Origin of the sequence: Staphylococcus sp. acrmy, from assembly GCF_022690565.1 — a bacterium.
Taxonomy (GTDB): domain Bacteria; phylum Bacillota; class Bacilli; order Staphylococcales; family Staphylococcaceae; genus Staphylococcus; species Staphylococcus caledonicus.
The window spans coordinates 49,016-68,095 of sequence record NZ_JALCVE010000007.1 but is presented as its reverse complement, the minus strand read 5'-3'; the positions used below and the strand labels follow the sequence as shown (position 1 = coordinate 68,095).

Annotated in this window: 18 protein-coding genes, 2 pseudogenes and 1 other annotated feature; of the genes and pseudogenes, 11 read left to right on the top strand and 9 right to left on the bottom strand. The window is 34.5% G+C overall.

Annotation, left to right across the window (positions count from 1 at the left end; translation table 11 throughout):
• Positions 1–8 precede the first annotated feature (8 nt).
• Positions 9–1,532 (top strand): alkyl hydroperoxide reductase subunit F, encoded by a 1,524-nt coding sequence (gene ahpF / locus FH144_RS08630; RefSeq protein ID WP_242315131.1) that lies wholly within the window; start codon positions 9–11, stop codon positions 1,530–1,532.
• Positions 1,533–1,847: 315 nt separating this feature from the next.
• Positions 1,848–2,483 (top strand): NDxxF motif lipoprotein, encoded by a 636-nt coding sequence (locus FH144_RS08625; RefSeq protein ID WP_242315129.1) that lies wholly within the window; start codon positions 1,848–1,850, stop codon positions 2,481–2,483.
• A 56-nt stretch (positions 2,484–2,539) separates the two neighbouring features.
• On the opposite strand, the pseudogene FH144_RS08620 reads toward FH144_RS08625, so the two are convergent.
• Positions 2,540–3,118: pseudogene (locus FH144_RS08620) on the bottom strand (histidine phosphatase family protein).
• Between the two features lie 469 nt (positions 3,119–3,587).
• On the opposite strand from FH144_RS08620, the gene FH144_RS08615 reads away from it, so the two are divergent.
• On the top strand, positions 3,588–3,845 hold the full coding sequence (locus FH144_RS08615; RefSeq protein WP_198612215.1) for a hypothetical protein: 258 nt from the start codon (positions 3,588–3,590) through the stop codon (positions 3,843–3,845).
• A 71-nt stretch (positions 3,846–3,916) separates the two neighbouring features.
• Here the strand turns inward: FH144_RS08615 and FH144_RS08610 are convergent, their stop codons facing one another.
• Positions 3,917–4,165: a GlsB/YeaQ/YmgE family stress response membrane protein gene (locus FH144_RS08610; RefSeq protein ID WP_103165686.1), complete on the bottom strand. Its 249-nt coding sequence runs from the start codon at positions 4,163–4,165 to the stop codon at positions 3,917–3,919.
• A 403-nt stretch (positions 4,166–4,568) separates the two neighbouring features.
• Here FH144_RS08610 and FH144_RS08605 point away from each other — a divergent pair, with 403 nt between their 5' ends.
• The 3 genes and pseudogenes from FH144_RS08605 (at position 4,569) to FH144_RS08595 (ending at position 6,612) form a co-directional block, all read left to right on the top strand.
• On the top strand, positions 4,569–4,826 hold the full coding sequence (locus FH144_RS08605; protein WP_103166511.1) for a transcriptional regulator: 258 nt from the start codon (positions 4,569–4,571) through the stop codon (positions 4,824–4,826).
• Between the two features lie 138 nt (positions 4,827–4,964).
• A pseudogene (locus FH144_RS08600) lies at positions 4,965–5,622 on the top strand (tyrosine-type recombinase/integrase); the annotation flags it as partial.
• 51 nt (positions 5,623–5,673) lie between these two features.
• Positions 5,674–6,612: an Abi family protein gene (locus FH144_RS08595; RefSeq protein WP_242315206.1), complete on the top strand. Its 939-nt coding sequence runs from the start codon at positions 5,674–5,676 to the stop codon at positions 6,610–6,612.
• A gap of 259 nt (positions 6,613–6,871) precedes the next feature.
• Here the strand turns inward: FH144_RS08595 and rpsR are convergent, their stop codons facing one another.
• The 3 genes from rpsR to rpsF are packed head-to-tail and all read right to left on the bottom strand — an operon-like array spanning position 6,872 to position 7,992.
• Positions 6,872–7,114, bottom strand: a complete 243-nt coding sequence (gene rpsR, locus FH144_RS08590) for a 30S ribosomal protein S18 (protein WP_002451519.1) — start codon at positions 7,112–7,114, stop codon at positions 6,872–6,874.
• 47 nt (positions 7,115–7,161) lie between these two features.
• Positions 7,162–7,674 carry a single-stranded DNA-binding protein gene (gene ssb / locus FH144_RS08585; RefSeq protein WP_242315127.1) on the bottom strand — a complete coding sequence of 171 codons (513 nt, stop codon included), beginning with the start codon at positions 7,672–7,674 and terminating at the stop codon, positions 7,162–7,164.
• 21 nt (positions 7,675–7,695) lie between these two features.
• Positions 7,696–7,992 (bottom strand): 30S ribosomal protein S6, encoded by a 297-nt coding sequence (gene rpsF / locus FH144_RS08580; protein WP_002461101.1) that lies wholly within the window; start codon positions 7,990–7,992, stop codon positions 7,696–7,698.
• Between the two features lie 291 nt (positions 7,993–8,283).
• On the opposite strand from rpsF, the gene FH144_RS08575 reads away from it, so the two are divergent.
• Complete coding sequence (locus FH144_RS08575; RefSeq protein WP_107507688.1) at positions 8,284–8,475, top strand: hypothetical protein; 192 nt, start codon at positions 8,284–8,286, stop codon at positions 8,473–8,475.
• Between the two features lie 139 nt (positions 8,476–8,614).
• Here the strand turns inward: FH144_RS08575 and ychF are convergent, their stop codons facing one another.
• The 4 genes from ychF to FH144_RS08555 form a co-directional block, all read right to left on the bottom strand.
• Positions 8,615–9,712 carry a redox-regulated ATPase YchF gene (gene ychF / locus FH144_RS08570; protein ID WP_198612217.1) on the bottom strand — a complete coding sequence of 366 codons (1,098 nt, stop codon included), beginning with the start codon at positions 9,710–9,712 and terminating at the stop codon, positions 8,615–8,617.
• Positions 9,712–9,927, bottom strand: a complete 216-nt coding sequence (locus FH144_RS08565; protein ID WP_103166507.1) for a DUF951 domain-containing protein — start codon at positions 9,925–9,927, stop codon at positions 9,712–9,714. Before FH144_RS08565 ends, ychF begins: the two co-directional genes overlap by 1 nt.
• Positions 9,928–9,953: 26 nt before the next feature.
• Positions 9,954–10,829, bottom strand: coding sequence for a mechanosensitive ion channel family protein (locus FH144_RS08560; protein ID WP_242315125.1), 876 nt, complete (start codon positions 10,827–10,829; stop codon positions 9,954–9,956).
• Positions 10,830–10,990: 161 nt separating this feature from the next.
• Positions 10,991–11,818 (bottom strand): ParB/RepB/Spo0J family partition protein, encoded by an 828-nt coding sequence (locus FH144_RS08555; protein WP_242315124.1) that lies wholly within the window; start codon positions 11,816–11,818, stop codon positions 10,991–10,993.
• A 373-nt stretch (positions 11,819–12,191) separates the two neighbouring features.
• Positions 12,192–12,597, top strand: a binding site (T-box leader).
• Positions 12,598–12,666: 69 nt separating this feature from the next.
• On the opposite strand from FH144_RS08555, the gene FH144_RS08550 reads away from it, so the two are divergent.
• The 4 genes from FH144_RS08550 to metE are packed head-to-tail and all read left to right on the top strand — an operon-like array spanning position 12,667 to position 18,977.
• Positions 12,667–13,770, top strand: a complete 1,104-nt coding sequence (locus FH144_RS08550) for a PLP-dependent transferase (protein WP_242315119.1) — start codon at positions 12,667–12,669, stop codon at positions 13,768–13,770.
• On the top strand, positions 13,767–14,942 hold the full coding sequence (metC, locus tag FH144_RS08545; RefSeq protein WP_242315117.1) for a cystathionine beta-lyase MetC: 1,176 nt from the start codon (positions 13,767–13,769) through the stop codon (positions 14,940–14,942). The genes FH144_RS08550 and metC overlap by 4 nt, the downstream gene beginning before the upstream one ends.
• Positions 14,896–16,734, top strand: coding sequence for a bifunctional homocysteine S-methyltransferase/methylenetetrahydrofolate reductase (locus FH144_RS08540; protein ID WP_242315115.1), 1,839 nt, complete (start codon positions 14,896–14,898; stop codon positions 16,732–16,734). The genes metC and FH144_RS08540 overlap by 47 nt, the downstream gene beginning before the upstream one ends.
• Positions 16,731–18,977 (top strand): 5-methyltetrahydropteroyltriglutamate--homocysteine S-methyltransferase, encoded by a 2,247-nt coding sequence (gene metE / locus FH144_RS08535; protein ID WP_242315113.1) that lies wholly within the window; start codon positions 16,731–16,733, stop codon positions 18,975–18,977. The genes FH144_RS08540 and metE overlap by 4 nt, the downstream gene beginning before the upstream one ends.
• The last annotated feature ends 103 nt before the right edge of the window (positions 18,978–19,080 follow it).

Sequence of the window (19,080 nt, the reverse complement as noted above, 5' to 3'; positions counted from 1 at the left end):
ATTAAAAAATGCTTAATGCTGATTTGAAAGAACAATTACAACAACTCTTAGGCCTTATGGAAGGCGATGTCGAATTCAGAGCTAGTATAGGTTCTGATGATAAATCTAAAGAGTTAAAAGAACTTTTAGATGAAATCGCTGAGATGTCTGAGCACATCACAATTGTTGAAAAAGAATTAAAACGTACGCCAAGTTTTACAATCAGTAAACCTGAAGAAGAAAATGGCGTAACATTTGCTGGTATTCCATTAGGTCACGAGTTTAACTCACTTGTACTTGCTATCTTACAAGTAAGTGGTCGTGCGCCTAAAGAGAAACAATCAATTATCGACCAAATCAAAAGTTTAGAAGGCCATTACAACTTCGAAACTTATGTAAGTTTAACTTGTCAAAAATGTCCAGATGTCGTACAAGCACTAAACTTAATGAGTGTTGTTAATCCTAACATTACTCATACAATGATTGATGGTGCTGTCTTCCGTGAAGAATCAGAAGATATCATGGCAGTACCTGCAGTGTTCTTAGACGGCGAAGAATTTGGCAATGGTCGTATGACTATTTCAGATATTTTAACTAAATTAGGAAGCACTCAAGACGCTTCTGAATATGAAAATAAAGACCCATACGATGTATTAATTATCGGTGGTGGACCAGCAAGTGGTAGTGCTGCAATTTATACTGCACGTAAAGGTTTACGTACAGGAATCGTAGCTGACCGCATTGGTGGACAAGTTAACGATACAGCAGGTATTGAAAACTTTATTACTGTTAAAGAAACAACAGGTTCTCAATTTTCAGCTAATTTAGCAGCACATATTGAAGATTACGATATTGATACTATGACAGGTATCCGCGCTACAAATATTGAGAAAACTGACCAAGCTATTCGCGTAACACTTGAAAATGACGCAGTTCTTGAAACAAAAACTGCTATTATTTCAACAGGCGCAAGCTGGCGTAAACTTAATATCCCTGGCGAAGATCGCTTAATCAATAAAGGTGTTGCTTTCTGCCCTCACTGTGACGGACCTTTATTTGAAAATAAAGACGTAGCAGTTATAGGTGGCGGTAACTCTGGTGTTGAAGCCGCTATTGATTTAGCCGGTATTGTTAAGCACGTTACTTTATTTGAATATTCATCAGAACTTAAAGCAGATACTGTATTACAAGATCGTTTACGTTCTCTATCAAACGTAGACATTCACACAAATGCTAGAACTGCTGAAGTTTTAGGTGAAGACCATGTAACTGGTATTAGTTACGAAGATTTAGAATCAGGTGAAATGAAAGAATTAAGCCTAGACGGTATCTTCGTACAAATTGGTTTAGTTCCAAATACTAGTTGGATTGGTGACGCAGTAGAATTGAATCAACGTGGAGAAATTGTTATCGACCGTAATAACAATACTAATGTCCCAGGAATCTTTGCTGCTGGTGACGTGACTGATCAAAAAAATAAACAAATTATTATTTCAATGGGCGCTGGTGCCAATGCAGGCCTAAACGTGTTTGATTATATCATTAGAAATTAATAATTATTATAAATTAAGTTAACCAAACTACTATTCCAAAAACTGTTAGAATTTATTTCTATAAACAAACACTTAACCTATCAAATATCGTCGTATAGCAGAAGCTCTTAATGGGCATTCTGCTTTTTTATATTTCCCCTGACTTTATATACTTTTCAAAAATTAATAAAATGAGCATTTTTTAAATTGCCACAAATTGTTCATAGATTATGAATAATTTTAAGCTTCAGACGTTCAAATCTTTTTCTATAAATGATACTCTATTGTTATGCTTAAAAGTAGATGTTTGACTGATAAAGGAGATTATTGAAATCTATGAAAAAGAGTATGATAATAGGTGTCTTTTTAACATTGTTACTTACTTTAAGTGCCTGTGCGCCTCAAGAAGATAATCAAAATACAAGTAGTAATCAGCATCATAAAAATGGTGTTAACGCGCCGGAGCACGCTAAAGATTTAACTGAGAGCGATATCTTTTCATCTGATAAAAAAGGTCAAAAACTTAGCGAAGATGAAACGAATAAAGCAATTAAAAAATATTTAGACGTTAATAGTGATATTTTAGATAATAAATATGTAATGCAAAGTGAAATTGATCGTCAAAGTACTGGGCAAACTCGAGTAACAGACGAACAAGCTAAAAAACTTAGCAATCTTTCTAACTTAGCTGTTAAAAACGATTTACATTTCAAGAAATTTGTTAAAAACAATACTCTTCCTAGCGGATATAAAGAAAATGTAGACCGCATTATTAACTATTTCCACGCGTTAAATAGTACAATTTCTGACGTTGATAAAAGTATTGAAGAACTCAATTACGAGCCTCAAAATACAATTAATGTAGTAGACGTACCTACGCATTATGCGGGCGATGTTAATGGTAAACAACAAGATAAGATTCAGAAATTCCTAGATGATAAAAATATTAAAACTGATGTGTTAGATAAATAGAAGTAACTCCCAATATGATTAAGTTATGTTAACTCTAATCAATATTGGGAGCTTTTTTATATTTCTATGCAATATGGCTTACAATTTTCCACATTATAGTCTAAAGCGTCTTCTTCGGTTATCATTTCAAAGTAAACGAGAATACATCTGATTACCACTTGATGCGCGACAATAACAATGGCATCGTCTTCTTTATTTACCACATTTTCAAAAAATGATTGAACCCTGTGATAAACGTCTCTATAGCTTTCACCTTCTGGAGCTTTTTGCGTGAAACTATGTCTAAAATCTTTATAATCGGGATGATTAAAATAACGACTAAACTGTTCTTCTTGTGATAATTTATCTTTGTATTTGCCCTCAAAGATGCCTAGAGAACGTTCACGTAATAACGGTGTAACGGTTGTAGGTATTTTATAAGGAAAGATATGGCGATACGTTTCTTGAGTTCATGTTAAATCCGAAACATACACATGATCAACTTGTATATCTTTAAAGTACGTTTCTAGAGCCTTCGCTCCTGCCACCCCCTTCTCTGTCAGCGACACATCTAATTGCCCGCAGAAGTAAGCGCGATGATGTTTATTGTCATAATTAGATTGAGATTCACCGTGTCTCACTAAATATATTTTCATTTTCAAAACCTCACTTTCTTTAAAATTACTTACTCTTACTAAATCAAAAAAATAATATTTATTCAATCTGATAATAAGGACAGAAGGCAGTCTTACAATAAAACATCTAAATATAATAAACGTCTCTCAATTAAAAATTTTTACAATTTTTATAGTAATGAAAAAATTTCGTATTTTTTAAGGATTTATGATTGTCTTTGGAATAGAATACATGATACTATAAATGTGTAGTTAGTGATAACTACAAAGTCTTTTATATTCATGAACATAATACTCCTGGGTGACGCCTTAACCCGACGTCACCCTATTTTTATGCCATTTTTTAATTTATTTTCCTTTAAAAATGAAGTTAATAACTACATATTATTTATGAAATGATAATCATTCACATTTAAGTAAAACCCCTGTCATTATGCGCTTTTAAGTGATACATTGAAGGTAGCAAATTACGAATACTGGGGGTGCAATAATGGAATTATTAGACTATAAAATGATAGATGAAGAACTTATTGCCACTGTAAGATCAACTCACGGTCATATATTTAAATATTCTTTCAATACCGAAACGCCTGAATATGAAATTTTAGAGGTACTTGAAGAAATCAATAACCATGTAGATAACGGTAGACATCCATTAGGTTGTGAAATTATTAAAAATTATGATTATGACGATGTTCATAAGTATAATACAGCAACTCAATCACCTAGTAGAATTATCATAAACTAAATTTCCAATAGTTATATATCAAAAAAGAGGACTACTTTTCACAAGTAGCCCTCTTTTATCATCTATTAATATTATTTTCTTAAAGCACGTAAAATTAATGATACTACGAAAATAACGATAATTGCACCGATTAATGCTGGGATAATTGGCACTCCGCCCCATACAGGACCCCAAGTACCTAATAATTTACTACCTACAGCTGAACCGATTAATCCAGCGACGATGTTACCGATGATGCCACCTGGAATATCTTTACCCATAATCATACCGGCAATCCAACCGATTAAGCCGCCGACGATTAACATAACAATAAAGCCCATAGTTTAACTCTCCTTACTTTCTTTTTTTATTTACTTCTTACTTGTACCACCTCATCACATGTATAAACATTTTTATTGAAATTTTTTAAACTTTTTTTAGAACTTAGAACAGAATATATTTTAATAAATCTATGTATAGTTTTCATATTTATCTAATTTTTTCTTTTAATTTTATATGGAACAACTAATTGTTCTTCACTTATTGTGTTAATTTAATTGGAAATTATTACAATACCAGCTTAAATTAAACACTTGATAAATATCGTGAACAGGAATAATATAGAAAAATAACTAGGGTTAGATTTATGAATGACTTAAATGGGTTTGTTGGAGAAGTTAATTAGTAAGAAATTTAGACAATTAATATTTAATACAAACTTTAAGTTTGAGGAGGTTATGCTTTATGAGTTCACATACACTTTTTAATTTAAGAACAAAAAGAAACTTAGAAATTAATGAACTAACAGAATTAATAAATAAAAAATATGGTACACACTATGAGCCACATCAATTGTGGGAATGGGAAAACCATCAACATGAACCAAAATTCAAAGATGCAATGATCCTTGCAGACTTCTTCGACACACCATATCAAATGTTAGTCGAAAGTAAATACAAAGAATACCAAAAACAATTCGACGATGTAGACATTCGTCTATAACAATTTAATGTAAGCTATATTAAGCGTAAGACATTTAGCGGTTGGTGATGAGAAATCACTAACCGTTTTTTTGTGTATTGTAAGTTATATAGCTATATACAATACTCATAAAATTTCCTAACCAACCTATAATAACTAAAGCGAAACAATTATTTAGAAGATAGTGAAGTTAAAGAGTTAATGAAGTGTTTTGATTATCTAATTAAGCATAAAAACCATTCAACTCGTAAACGTAACTATAATATAGTAAAAGCTACAGTACAGTTCCAAATTGCCAATGGTATGTGTATTGGAGAGCTACTTGCTATAAAGAGAGAAGATAAACTATGAAGATAAGACGCTAGATATCGATGATACAATTAATTCGGTAACCGATAAGGAAATAGTGGCATTCGGAGTAAAAGAGACTACTAAAACAAGTAAAAGTTATAGAACTATTGGGCTAACTACTCAAAGTATCAACTTACTTAAAACACTTATTTTAGAGAATAAGAAAGAAAACCAGTGGAATACCAAGTTTATTGATAGAGGTTACATATTCACCAATACAGCTGGTAGCCCTATCGACTTAAATAAAGTGAATAGTATTATTAAAGAGGCTACTGAAATTAGTTCTATAAAAAATCTGTAACCACGCATACACTCAGACACACGCATATATCAACGCTAGCACAATTAGACATTAATATAAAAGCAATACAAAATAGAGTAGGACACACAGACTTTAAAACAATATTAAAGAATTTATACACATGTAACCGATAAAATAGCACAAGCTATGATGAATAAATTAAAAAATGGAGAGTTAATATTGGAAACAGATGATACACTAGCAGAAATTAAGCCTATACTCAATTTCGATGAGCAAATAACGAAATTAAAACAGATGAATATATTTTTTAATATTATTGGCACCGAAAAAGCAAAAGAAATTCTTAGAAATAATAATTATTTTTTTAAATTAGCCTATTTCCGAAAAAATTTCGAAAAAAAGAATGGTGGCTATTTTATAGAATTTGCTTATTTATCAGATTTAGCAACTATAGATATGAGGTTAAAATACACAATGTTGCATATAACTTTAGATATTGAACATAGTTTAAAGTGCCTAGTCTTAAAACTAATAACAGAAAATAACCAAGAAGACGGTTATAAAATAATAGATGAGTTCTTATGTATTGATAACTCTTATAATAATTCAAATTTAGATCCAGATTCAAGAACACCAGAAGAAGTTGAAGAAACCAAAATCAAAAATAAAAATGAAATTTTTAAACATATGAAAAAAAGAGGTCAACTACCCGAGAAGTTGAACAAATACTATCAAAATCCACCCGTATGGATTTGCATTGAATTTATGCAACTAGGACAATTTGTTTCGTTTCTCAACTTTTATTACAAGAAGTACAATGACGAAGAATTAAGAGTTGCTAATATTTTAATGCCCTTAGTTAAAAATATAAGAAACAAATCAGCTCACAACCAACCTATCATAGCAAATCTGAACTATGACAGTAGATCTCCTCAGTATTTATTTGAAAAAGGAAATAATATACGAATATCTAGAAACATGTTCGGTATAAAAAATTTCATAGATATTTTCGCTACCCTAGAACTACATAATCAAGTTTGTAGCAATGCAATTATCCAAGCAAGATATCACGATTTGGACAAACTTCAAAAGCGATATAAAAGGAATAAAAGCTATTATGATAACGCATTAAATATCAAAAGGTTTTTTATAGGATTAGATAAAATTATTGACTTCAATAGACCAACAGTATAAACTAACTAATGAGGAAAGAGACTAATAGGTCTCGCGAGTTATTTTAACTCGTATGCAAGATAAAGAAGAGCTATGCATTCTATTTAAAATGTGTAGTTCTTTTTTTATTTACCAAAATTCATATGATTGTTGCAAGTTAAAAATATCTTTATGTATATTCCAAATCCAAAATTTTCACATAATATCCTTTCTCTATACTAAAAAATATAAAAACAACCCCGTAGACATAAGCCTACGGGGTTTGACAATAAATTATATATTATTGTTCTTCTTTAACATATGGTAATAAAGCCATATGACGAGCACGTTTGATAGCTGCAGTCAACATACGTTGATATTTAGCTGAAGTGCCTGTTACACGACGTGGTAAGATTTTACCACGTTCTGAGATAAAACGTTTTAATAATTCAGTGTCTTTATAATCGATATGTGTAATACCATTTGCTGTGAAATAGCATACTTTTTTACGACGACGTCCGCCTCTTCTTGGTCCACCTGCCATGGGTAATTACCTCCTTCAAAAAATATTTTTTATACGTTCATTTATTATTAGAATGGTAAGTCATCATCACTAATATCAATCGGTCCATTCGCATTTGCAAATGGGTTATCAGATTGTTTATTATTTGATGAATTATTATTATTATATGACGTATTTTGTCCTGATTGTTGGCCACCAAATCCTTGACCGTAGTCTTGGAAATCGTTGTTACCACTTTGGTTACGTTGGCCACTTTGTGCATTTTTAGGTTCAAGGAATTGAACACTATCCGCTACAACTTCAGTAACAAAGATACGACGACCTTCTTGATTTTCATAACTGCGTGATTGTATGCGACCATCAACGCCAGCTAGACTACCTTTGAATAAATAGTTATTCACATTCTCTGCTTGTCTTCTGAAAACAACAACATTAATAAAGTCAGCTTCGCGTTCCCCTTGAGCATTCGTGAAAGTACGATTAACTGCTAGAGTAAATGTCGCTACACTTACGCCTGAGGGAGTACTTCTGTATTCTGGATCTTTAGTTAAACGACCTACTAATACAACTCTGTTTATCATTCAAACGCCCCCATTAAATTATTACTTATCTTGGTCTTCGCGGATAACGATATAACGGATGATATCGTCATTAATTTTAGCTAAACGTTGGAATTCGTCTGTAGCTCTGTTGTTATCAGTTTTAATGCGTACGATGTTGTAGAAGCCTTCTTTGAAATCTTCAATTTCATAAGCAAGACGGCGTTTACCCCAGTCTTTTTCTTCTAAAACTTCTGATCCTTCTGAAGCTAAGATACCATTAAAGCGTTCAACAACTGCTTTTTTAGCGTCTTCTTCAATATTTGGACGTACGACATACATAATTTCATATGTTCTCATTTTATACTTGCACCTCCTTGTGGTCTATACGGCTTATCGAATATTAACGATAAGCAAGGAATAATTTTCATTACTCACAATCAAGAATTATAGCATAGAGTATTACTTTTTACAATAAATATTGATGAGGTTAATTCTCTTTTTGAAAAGGCAGCACCATAATATAAAATTAATAGGTCTGTTGCTTCATAATTTAAATAAACACAAATAAATTAAAAAGTTGAAGAAAATTGTCTAAAACCACTTTTCAAAACAGAACAAACGTTCTATAATAATAGCGAGGTGTAGAACATGCAATTAGATTTAGATTGGAATAAAGAATTCCAAGAATTTCAAGAAGTCTTAAATTGCGGTATCAATCCAGAATGGCTATATTGCGCGAAAGCCAATATGATTCTTGAACCAGCCTATACCGGTGAAGGTAAACAGTTTTTTAGCACCAAAGATATTATTGAAGCAAGTAAAATTATACCGTTCTTTTAAGATAGAATGAGATTTCTCATATATTTAAAAGCAATGTAAGTTTCTCTGTCACTCAAGCCACATGATACTTACATTGCTTTTTATTTTTCAATCAAAAAATAAGGCATGAAATCTCATGCCTTACCTTAAAAATATAGTTCTATACATTAAATCTAAAGTGAACGATGTCGCCATCTTGCATGATGTAATCTTTGCCTTCTAAGCGTTGTTTACCCGCTTCTTTAGCACCTTGTTCTCCACCATTTTCAACGTAATCATCATAACTTGTCACTTCAGCACGAATAAATCCACGTTCAAAGTCAGTATGAATAATACCCGCACATTGTGGCGCTGTCATACCTTGTTTGAAAGTCCATGCACGTACTTCTTGTACGCCTGCAGTAAAGTAAGTTGATAAACCTAATAAATCATAAGTTGTTTTGATTAGAACATCTAAGCCTGGTTCTTCAATACCTAAATCTTCTAAGAACATTTCTTTGTCTTCATCATCTAAAGTAGCAATCTCTTCTTCGATTTTTGCGCTAATTACGATAACTTCAGAATCTTCTTTAGCTGCATAGTCACGAATGATTTTAACTTTTTCGTTCTCTTCATTACCGATTTCATCTTCGCCAACGTTAGCGATATATAACATTTTTTTAGATGTTAATAATTGAGCTTGGTTCACGTATTTTTGATCTTCATCGTTAAATTCTAAACTACGTACTGGATCGCCATTTTCTAACGCTTCTTTAATTTTAGATAAAATGCGTAATTCCATTTCTGCTGTTTTATCTTTTTGACGAGCCATTTTTTCGATTCTAGGTAAACGCTTTTCAACAGATTCTAAATCTGCTAATACTAATTCCATATTGATAACTTCAATATCATCTAATGGGTCTACGCGTCCTGACACGTGTGTAACATTGTCGTCGTCAAATGCACGTACTACTTGACAAATTGCATCAACTTCGCGGATATGTGATAAGAATTTATTACCTAAACCTTCACCTTTTGAAGCGCCTTTAACAATTCCGGCGATATCAGTAAATTCAAATGCGGTAGGAATAGTTTTCTTAGGTTCTACCATTTCAGTTAATTTATTTAAACGCGCGTCTGGTACTTCGACAATTCCTACGTTTGGATCGATTGTTGCGAATGGATAGTTTGCTGCTAACGCACCCGCTTTTGTAATTGCATTAAATAGAGTAGATTTCCCTACGTTAGGTAAACCTACGATGCCTGCTGTTAAAGCCATTAATCATTCTCCTTACCTTCTGTATCTTGATTGGATACTAATATTTTCTTTAATTTTTTATTAAACGTCTGACGTGGAATCATAATGCTTCTTTGGCAATTTTCACATTTGATACGAATGTCTGCACCCATACGAATAATTTTAAAGCGATTTGTTCCACATGCATGTTGTTTTTTCATCTCTACTATATCATTTATTCCATAATTTGACGTCATGAAATTACCCCCAAAGATAATTAGAATTAGCTTTGTTTATCATTATTTTTAATGTAAATCGGTTGTGGTAATTTAATACCTTCTTGTACAAACACTCTTTGAATTTCTCTAAGTAGAATTCTTGAACCTGAAGCACCTTCACCTGGAATCGTCTCTGCTGAGATTCTAAATGTTACTTTAGTTTCATCTAATGATTCAATACCTTCGACAACGGGATCAGTAATAAATAGATAGTACTTACTGCGCATAGCCGTAAATAATTTATTTAATCGTTTTTCTACTTTATCTAAATCTTCTTCGACTGACACTGGGACTTTCACAATTGAGAAACCATTTGTAATAGAATAGTTAGTGATTTCTCCCATACTACCATTAGGTAAGATAGTTAACTCGCCTGTAATTGTATTAATTCGTGTAGATCTTAATCCAATTGATTTCACTGTACCTTCAGCTACAGTTGTACCACCGCTATTGATTTTAACATAGTCTCCTACGTCAAATTGATTTTCGAAAATAATAAAGAAACCTGTAATGATATCTTTAACGATTGTTTGTGCGCCGAAACCAACAGCTAAACCAACTACCCCGGCACTGGCGATAATACCTTCAACGCTAATACCAAATTTACTCAATACCGTAGTAACAACGATAAACCATACTATGTAATTTACTACATTCTGAACGAGCGAAATTAATGTGCGAGAACGTTTTTTATTCCCTTTAGTACTTCTATTTTGCATTTTAAATGCTTGTTCAATAAGTTTATTTAGAATACGTGTTAATATTAGTGCCACTATAATATAAATAATTATTAAAGCGATTTTAATAGCTAAATTTTCATAAGTTTCTATTTTAGTTAGGGGTTCAAATAGTGACGATAACACACTTTTGACCTGATTCATTCGAAAGCAACCTCCCTTTAAGTTCGTTTCATAATTAAATAATTATACATTTATCTCCTATACAATGTATCCGTCTTGAGTTTTAATTTTAGTTACAAATTAGCTTGCAATCTATATTTCTTCCAAGCTTTCTTTCTACATCTAAACGAAACTCACACCATTTATTTTTCATTTAACTTATTAATTAACGTTCTAAATTCGTCTTCTGAGCCAAACTCAAACGTAATTTTACCAACCTTTTTACCAGCTGAGATATCAACTCGCGTGCCAAATTTTTCTTTTAATATTCTTTCTTGTTTTTGAATAAATTTAGGTTTGAGTACTGGTTGCTTCTTCTCATCTTTAGACTGCCTTCCGTCTTGTAACTCATTAACGATTGTTTCTAAGTATCTGACGCTCCAATTTTCCCTAATGGCTTGTTTACTTATTCTTTTCATCGTCTCGATGTCTTTAATACCTAACAACGTTCGTCCATGCGCACCGGAAAGTTTCCCATCCTTAACGAACTGCGACACTTCTTTCGGTAAGTTCAACAATCTCAACATATTAGCAATATATGGTCGAGATTTCCCGAGCCGTTTTGCGACCTCTTGTTGAGTAAGCCCTAAATCGTCCATTAAACGTCTATAACTTTCCGCTTCTTCAATTGCATTAAGGTTCTCACGTTGAAGATTTTCTATAATGGCTAATTCCATCATATCTGCATCAGAGAGGTCTTTCACGATGGCGGGTACTTCTTGTAATCCTGCTATTTGAGATGCTCGAAAGCGTCTTTCACCGACTACAATATAGTATCCTTGTACAGTTCTTCGTAAAACAATAGGTTGCAAGATTCCATGTTGTTTAATCGAATCCGCTAACTCATTTAATCTCGTTTCATCAAACGTTTTGCGTGGTTGGTATGGATTTGCTTTAATATCGGCAATAGTTATTTTTTGTATTTGTTCATGTTGTTTGGGTTGTAAGCGTTCATCTTCTTCATATTTCATTCATTGCTCCCCCTTTCCCTTAGAATTAACGACGATTATCACAATTTCTCTATTTTTTAATACTATAGGGTTCTCCAATTTCAATCCATAAAATTTCACATTTTCAATTCATGGTTAAACATTAGTAATAAAAAACCTATATAGAACCCAACTCTTTACATGCACCTATTAATTTTAAAAATTATGGCTTGTTTCTACAAGTACTTCAAACTGAGTTAAAGAAAAAATATAAATTTTTTTCTAAGACGTTATCTCAACTCTATCAATACTTCAGCCGCTTTCCTAATTAACTTTCTAATCACAATTTTCAGAAAAGTTATTGACAAATGTAATTTAAGTCTGTAAGCTATGAAATATCTTAAAAAAATACAAATTACACACTGTAATAAGGAAAGTAGAACTTACACTGCTAATACAGAGAGTCTCCTGCGCTGAGAAGAGACATTGAAAGAGAGTTTGAAAATGGCCTTTGAGTGTTGATGCCAATACGAGGTATCAACGGGATCGCCCGTTACAGCGATACAGTATTAACATTTATGTTTAATGGCGTACTGGAATCTACTACGTCACTATCCTATCGTTAATACTCATTTACTTATCCCAAGCTAAATGAGTTTTTTAATGTATGCGTTTAACAAGCGTTACATTATTTTCTAACGATATACAGTGACCACCTGTTCAGTATCGCAATCTAACATATTTGGCGTACTGTTTGAGGTTACTTTAGTAATAAAGTAATAAACAAAGGTGGTACCGCGAAACAAGCTTTCGTCCTTTACATCCGATGATTATCGGGTTTAAAGGACGGGAGCTTTTTTTATTGAAACGAAATAACAGGAGGGTTTGAAATGAAAGAGACACAATTAGCACAAATTTCATTAACACAAGATTCAACAGGTGCAATTGCCAATCCTATCTATTTATCTACTGCATATCAACATCCTCAACTTGGTCAGTCAACTGGTTATGATTATACGAGGACTAAAAATCCTACACGCTCAGCATTTGAAGAATCCTTTGCGAAATTAGAAGGCGGTATCGCTTCATTCGCCACTTCAAGTGGGATGTCAGCTGTACAACTAATTTGTAACTTATTTAAACCTGGCGATGAGGTGTTAGTTGCTTTTGATTTATATGGTGGCACATTCAGATTATTCGATTATTATGAGAAACAATATGGCGTTCGATTTATCTATGTGGACTTCTTAAACTATGAAGACGTTGTAAAACATATTACACCTAACACAAGAGCACTTTTCATAGAGCCAATTTCAAATCCACAAATGATTGAAATTGATGTCACACCATATTATGTACTCAGTAAGAAACATAACTTATTGACGATTATCGATAATACGTTCTTAACGCCTTATCTATCCACACCGCTAGAAGAAGGTGCAGATATTGTCCTTCACTCAGCCACGAAATATATTGGTGGGCACAACGATGTATTAGCCGGTGTCGTTACAGTAAAAGATCCAGAGTTAGCTGAGCAACTTGGTCAGTTTCATAATATGATTGGCGCAACGTTATCTCCTCTAGACAGTTATTTACTTCAACGAGGATTAAAGACACTTCATTTAAGGCTAGATCGTTCACAACAAAACGCAAGAAAGCTCGCGGAACGATGTAAAACTTCAGAAGCGATTGATGAAGTATTATATAGTGGCAAAACAGGAATGTTAAGTTTACGTCTAAATAAGGCCTACGACGTTGGTAAATTTTTGGAAAATTTAGAAATTTGTATCTTCGCAGAGAGTCTTGGTGGTACAGAAACACTTATAACGTTCCCTTATACGCAAACACATGTAGATATGCCCGATGAAGAAAAAGATAAACGCGGCATCGATGAATATTTAATTAGATTGTCCATTGGAATTGAAGATTATAACGATATTGAATCCGACATTATTCAAGCACTAGAGAATTCTAAAGTAGGAGTGATTTCATGAGCTTATCCAAAGAAACTGAAGTTATTTTCGATACGCATAGAGGAGTAGATTACGATTCAGCCAACCCTCCACTTTATGATTCTTCGACATTTCATCAAAAAGTGCTTGGAGGCAACGCAAAATTCGATTATGCGAGAAGTGGTAATCCCAATCGCCAATTACTCGAGGAAAAGTTAGCTAGACTTGAAGGGGGCAAATATGCTTTCGCTTTCGCATCAGGTATCGCAGCCATCTCAGCCGTATTATTAACGCTTCAAGCAGATGATCACGTCATTTTACCAGATGATGTCTATGGGGGGACATTTAGATTAACGGGACAAATACTCAACCGTTTCAACATTCAATTCACAACGGTTAATGCGACGGTTCCTGAAGAAATTGAAGCAGCCATACAACCTAATACGAAATTAATTTACGTAGAAACACCGTCCAATCCATGTTTCAAGATTACTGATATCCGAACTGTCGCTAATATCGCTAAACGACATGACCTACTCCTAGCAGTAGATAATACATTCATGACGCCACTAGGACAATCACCACTCGCCCTAGGTGCTGATATAGTCGTTCATTCCGCTACTAAATTTTTAGGCGGTCATAGCGATATTATCGCCGGCGCAACGATTACCAATCGCAAGGATATTGCTGATGCGCTTTACCTCTTACAAAATGGCACAGGTACGGCGCTCTCAGCACATGACAGTTGGACGCTAGCGAAACACTTAAAGACATTACCAATTCGATTTAAGCAATCAACATCTAATGCTGAACAACTTGTAGAATTTTTAAGCAACAGAGAGGAAATTGCCGAAGTATATTATCCAGGAAACAATGCATTACATCGATCACAAGCAATTAGTGGCGGTGCTGTCATTGGTTTCCGCTTGAAAGACGAATCAAAGGCACAAGATTTTGTGAATGCCTTAACCTTGCCGTTAGTCTCCGTGAGCTTAGGCGGGGTTGAAACAATTCTTTCCCATCCTGCGACTATGTCTCATGCAGCTGTACCAGAAGACATTCGACGTGAACGCGGTATTACATTCGGCTTATTCCGATTAAGCGTAGGGCTTGAACAGCCTCAAGAGTTGATTGCAGATATCAACTACGCATTAAAGGAGGCCTTCAATGAGTCGATTATTGAACCAATTACAGAACAACGTTTTAGTAGCTGACGGGGCAATGGGGACAATCCTCTACTCAGAGGGGCTCGATACTTGCCCGGAAGCATACAACCTGACACACCCTGAGAAAGTAGAACGCATCCATCGTTCTTACATTCAAGCAGGCACAGACATTATTCAAACGAATACGTACGGGGCTAATTTTGAAAAGTTAAAAGCCTTTGGTCTAGAACACAAAGTGAAAGAAATTCATAAAGCGGCAGTACAAATTGCGAAACGTGCAGCTAAACCCGACACTTTCATACTTGGTACGGTAGGAGGTTTCAGAGGTTTAAAACAAGAAGACTTACCCCTATCGACCATACAATATCATGCTGAAAATCAAATCGATACACTCGTTGAAGAAGGCGTTGATGGCTTACTTTTCGAAACGTATTACGACTTAGAAGAACTGAGTAATATCGTTACGGTAACACGTCGCAAATATGATATTCCGATCATCGCCCAACTCACAGCATCGAATACCAATTATTTGGTGGACGGCACCGAGATTAACGAGGCATTCAAGCAATTAGTTGAATGTGGCGCTAATGTAGTAGGTTTGAATTGTCATCACGGCCCACATCATATGCAACGGTCGTTCTCACATATCGAATTGCCAGAACATGCATATCTTTCATGTTATCCAAATGCTAGCCTACTAGATATTGAGAATAGTGAATTTAAGTATAGCGATAACGCACAATACTTTGGTGATGTGGCTCAAGAATTGATAAATGAAGGAGTAAGACTTATCGGAGGATGTTGCGGTACCACACCTGAACATATCGCCTATATCAAATCCTCCGTTAAAGATTTAAAGCCTGTAAGCGATAAGAAAGTGATTCCCATCAATCGTAAGACAAATCATTCGCGGACTCACACTTACAAGCATAATTTAACGACTAAAGTTAAAAATGGCCCAACAGTCATCGTGGAATTAGATACGCCTAAACATCTTGATACCGATCTCTTCTTTGAAAATGTAGGCAAATTAGATGAGGCTAACATCGACGCCGTAACACTTGCAGACAATTCACTGGCAACGGTGCGTGTTAGCAATATCGCCGCAGCAAGTATCATTCGACAAAGATATGATATTGAGCCACTCGTCCACATTACATGTCGGGACCGTAACTTGATTGGATTACAGTCACATTTACTGGGCTTATCACTCATAGGCGTTAATGAAATCTTAGCCGTTACCGGAGACCCTTCGAAAGTAGGTCACCTACCTGGTGCTTCTAATGTCTATGACGTAAATTCAAAAGGATTAACCGAACTCGCATTACGCTTTAACCAAGGTATCAATACTGACGGTGATGCGCTGAAGAAACATACGAACTTCAACATCGCCGGCGCGTTTGACCCTAACGTTCGTAAACTCGACGGAGCGGTGAAAAGGCTCGAGAAAAAAGTGGCGGCTGGCATGAGTTATTTCATCACACAACCTGTGTATAGTAAAGAAAAAATTAAAGAGGTATATGAGGCTACAAAACATCTTAATACTCCATTATTCATAGGTATTATGCCAATCGCAAGCTACAATAACGCACTTTTCCTACATAACGAAGTGCCCGGAATTAAAATGTCCGAAGACGTATTAAATCAATTTAAAGCAGTAAAAGATGATAAAGAGAAAACAAAAGAATTGAGTCTTAGACTTTCTAAAGAATTAATCGATACCGTATATGAATATTTTAACGGATTATATATCATTACCCCATTCCAACGTGTCGATTATTCATTAGAACTCGCAGCATATTCTAAAGCAATTACCCAAAACAAGGAGGCAATATCATGACAACAATTACAACTTCAAATTTAGGATTCCCAAGATTAGGTAGAAAAAGAGAATGGAAAAAGGCAATCGAAAGCTATTGGGCTAAAAAAATCGACAAAGCTGAATTAGATGAAACATTAACAAACTTACACAGAGAAAACTTATTACTTCAAAAAAATTACAATTTAGATAGTGTACCTGTCGGAGATTTCTCATTATACGACCATATTCTCGATACATCATTATTATTCAACATCATCCCTGAACGTTTCCAAGGTCGCGAAGTGAATGATGACTTACTATTTGATATTGCACGTGGTAATAAAGAACATGTTGCGAGCGCACTAATCAAATGGTTCAATACAAACTATCACTATATCGTACCTGAATGGGACAATGTAGATCCTAAAGTGAACCGTAATGTATTATTAGACCGCTTCAATTATGCGAAATCTTTAAACGTTAATGCGCACCCTGTGATTGTAGGACCTATTACTTTCGTCAAACTTTCTAAAGGGGGAAATCAAACGTTCGAGGAAAAAGTTAAAACCTTACTTCCATTATATAAAGAAGTCTTTCAATCATTAGTAGATGCAGGTGCTGAGTTCATTCAAGTCGATGAACCTGTCCTAGTGACTGACGAAAGCGAAGACTATGAAACAATTACTAAAGAAGCTTATGACTACTTTGCAGACGCTAACTTAGGGGATAAATTAGTAATTCAAACATATTTTGAACGTGTAAATGTGAAATTCTTAAGTTCACTTCCTGTCGGTGGTTTAGGTTTAGACTTCGTACATGACAATGGCTACAACCTAAAACAAATTGAAGCGGGCGACTTTGATGCTAAGAAAGCATTATACGCTGGTATTATTGATGGTCGTAACGTGTGGGCTACAGATATTGAAGCTAAAAAAGAATTAGTTGAAACGCTACAAAACTATACTGATCATATTGTTATCCAACCTTCATCTTCATTACTTCACGTGCCTGTATCATTAGACGATGAAACATTAGATGAAGCTATCGAAGAAGGTTTAAGTTTCGCTACTGAAAAATTAGACGAATTAGACGCATTAAAACGTTTATTTAATAACGATGACAGTAAAAAATATGATGATTTAAAAGCGCGTTATGAACGTTTCCAAAGTCAATCATTTAAAAATCTTGAGTATGATTACAATAGCGTACCAACAACTCGTAAATCACCATTCCCTGAACGTAAGAAAGCACAAGATGCGCGTTTACACTTACCAGATTTACCAACTACTACAATTGGTTCGTTCCCACAAACTCGAGAAGTGCGTAAATATCGTGCAGATTGGAAAAACAAACGTATTTCAGATGAAGAGTACAACAATTTCTTAGAAAGCGAAATTGCGCGTTGGATTAAAATCCAAGAAGACATTGGTTTAGATGTCTTAGTCCATGGTGAGTTCGAACGTAACGATATGGTAGAATTCTTCGGCGAAAAACTTCAAGGTTTCTTAGTAACTAAATTTGGTTGGGTGCAATCATACGGTTCTCGTGCGGTTAAACCACCAGTCATCTACGGAGATGTAAAATGGACTGAACCATTAACAGTCAAAGAAACAGTTTATGCGCAAAGCTTAACTGACAAACCTGTCAAAGGTATGTTAACTGGTCCTGTCACTATCTTAAACTGGTCATTCGAACGTGTCGACGTCCCACGTAAAGTAGTACAAGACCAAATCGCCTTAGCTATTGATGAAGAAGTATTAGCACTTGAAGAAGCAGGTATCAAAGTGATTCAAGTTGATGAACCAGCATTACGTGAAGGCTTACCATTACGTTCTGAATATCATGAAGATTACCTTGCAGATGCAGTTAATTCATTCAAATTAGCGACATCTTCGGTGCAAGATGAAACTCAAATTCATACGCATATGTGCTATTCTCAATTTGGTCAAATTATCCATGCGATTCATGAATTGGACGCAGATGTTATCTCAATCGAAACATCTCGTAGCCATGGTGATTTAATCAAAGACTTTGAAGATATTAACTATGATTTAGGTATTGGATTAGGTGTGTATGATATTCATAGCCCACGTATTCCAACTGAAGAAGAAATTGCGACGGCTATCGATCGTTCTTTACAACAAATTGACCGTTCATTATTCTGGGTTAACCCTGACTGTGGTTTAAAAACACGTAGAGAAGAAGAAGTTAAAGACGCGTTAACAGTACTTGTAAATACAGTTCGTAAAAAACGTGAAGAGAATAATAACCAACCAGCATAAGATTCAACGAACATGTTAAGCTTTGAAGAGTGGGGTCTCAAATGAGTTATTAATATTTTGTACTCTAGGAGCGGGCATTAGATTCCTGCTCTGCTCCCTCTCT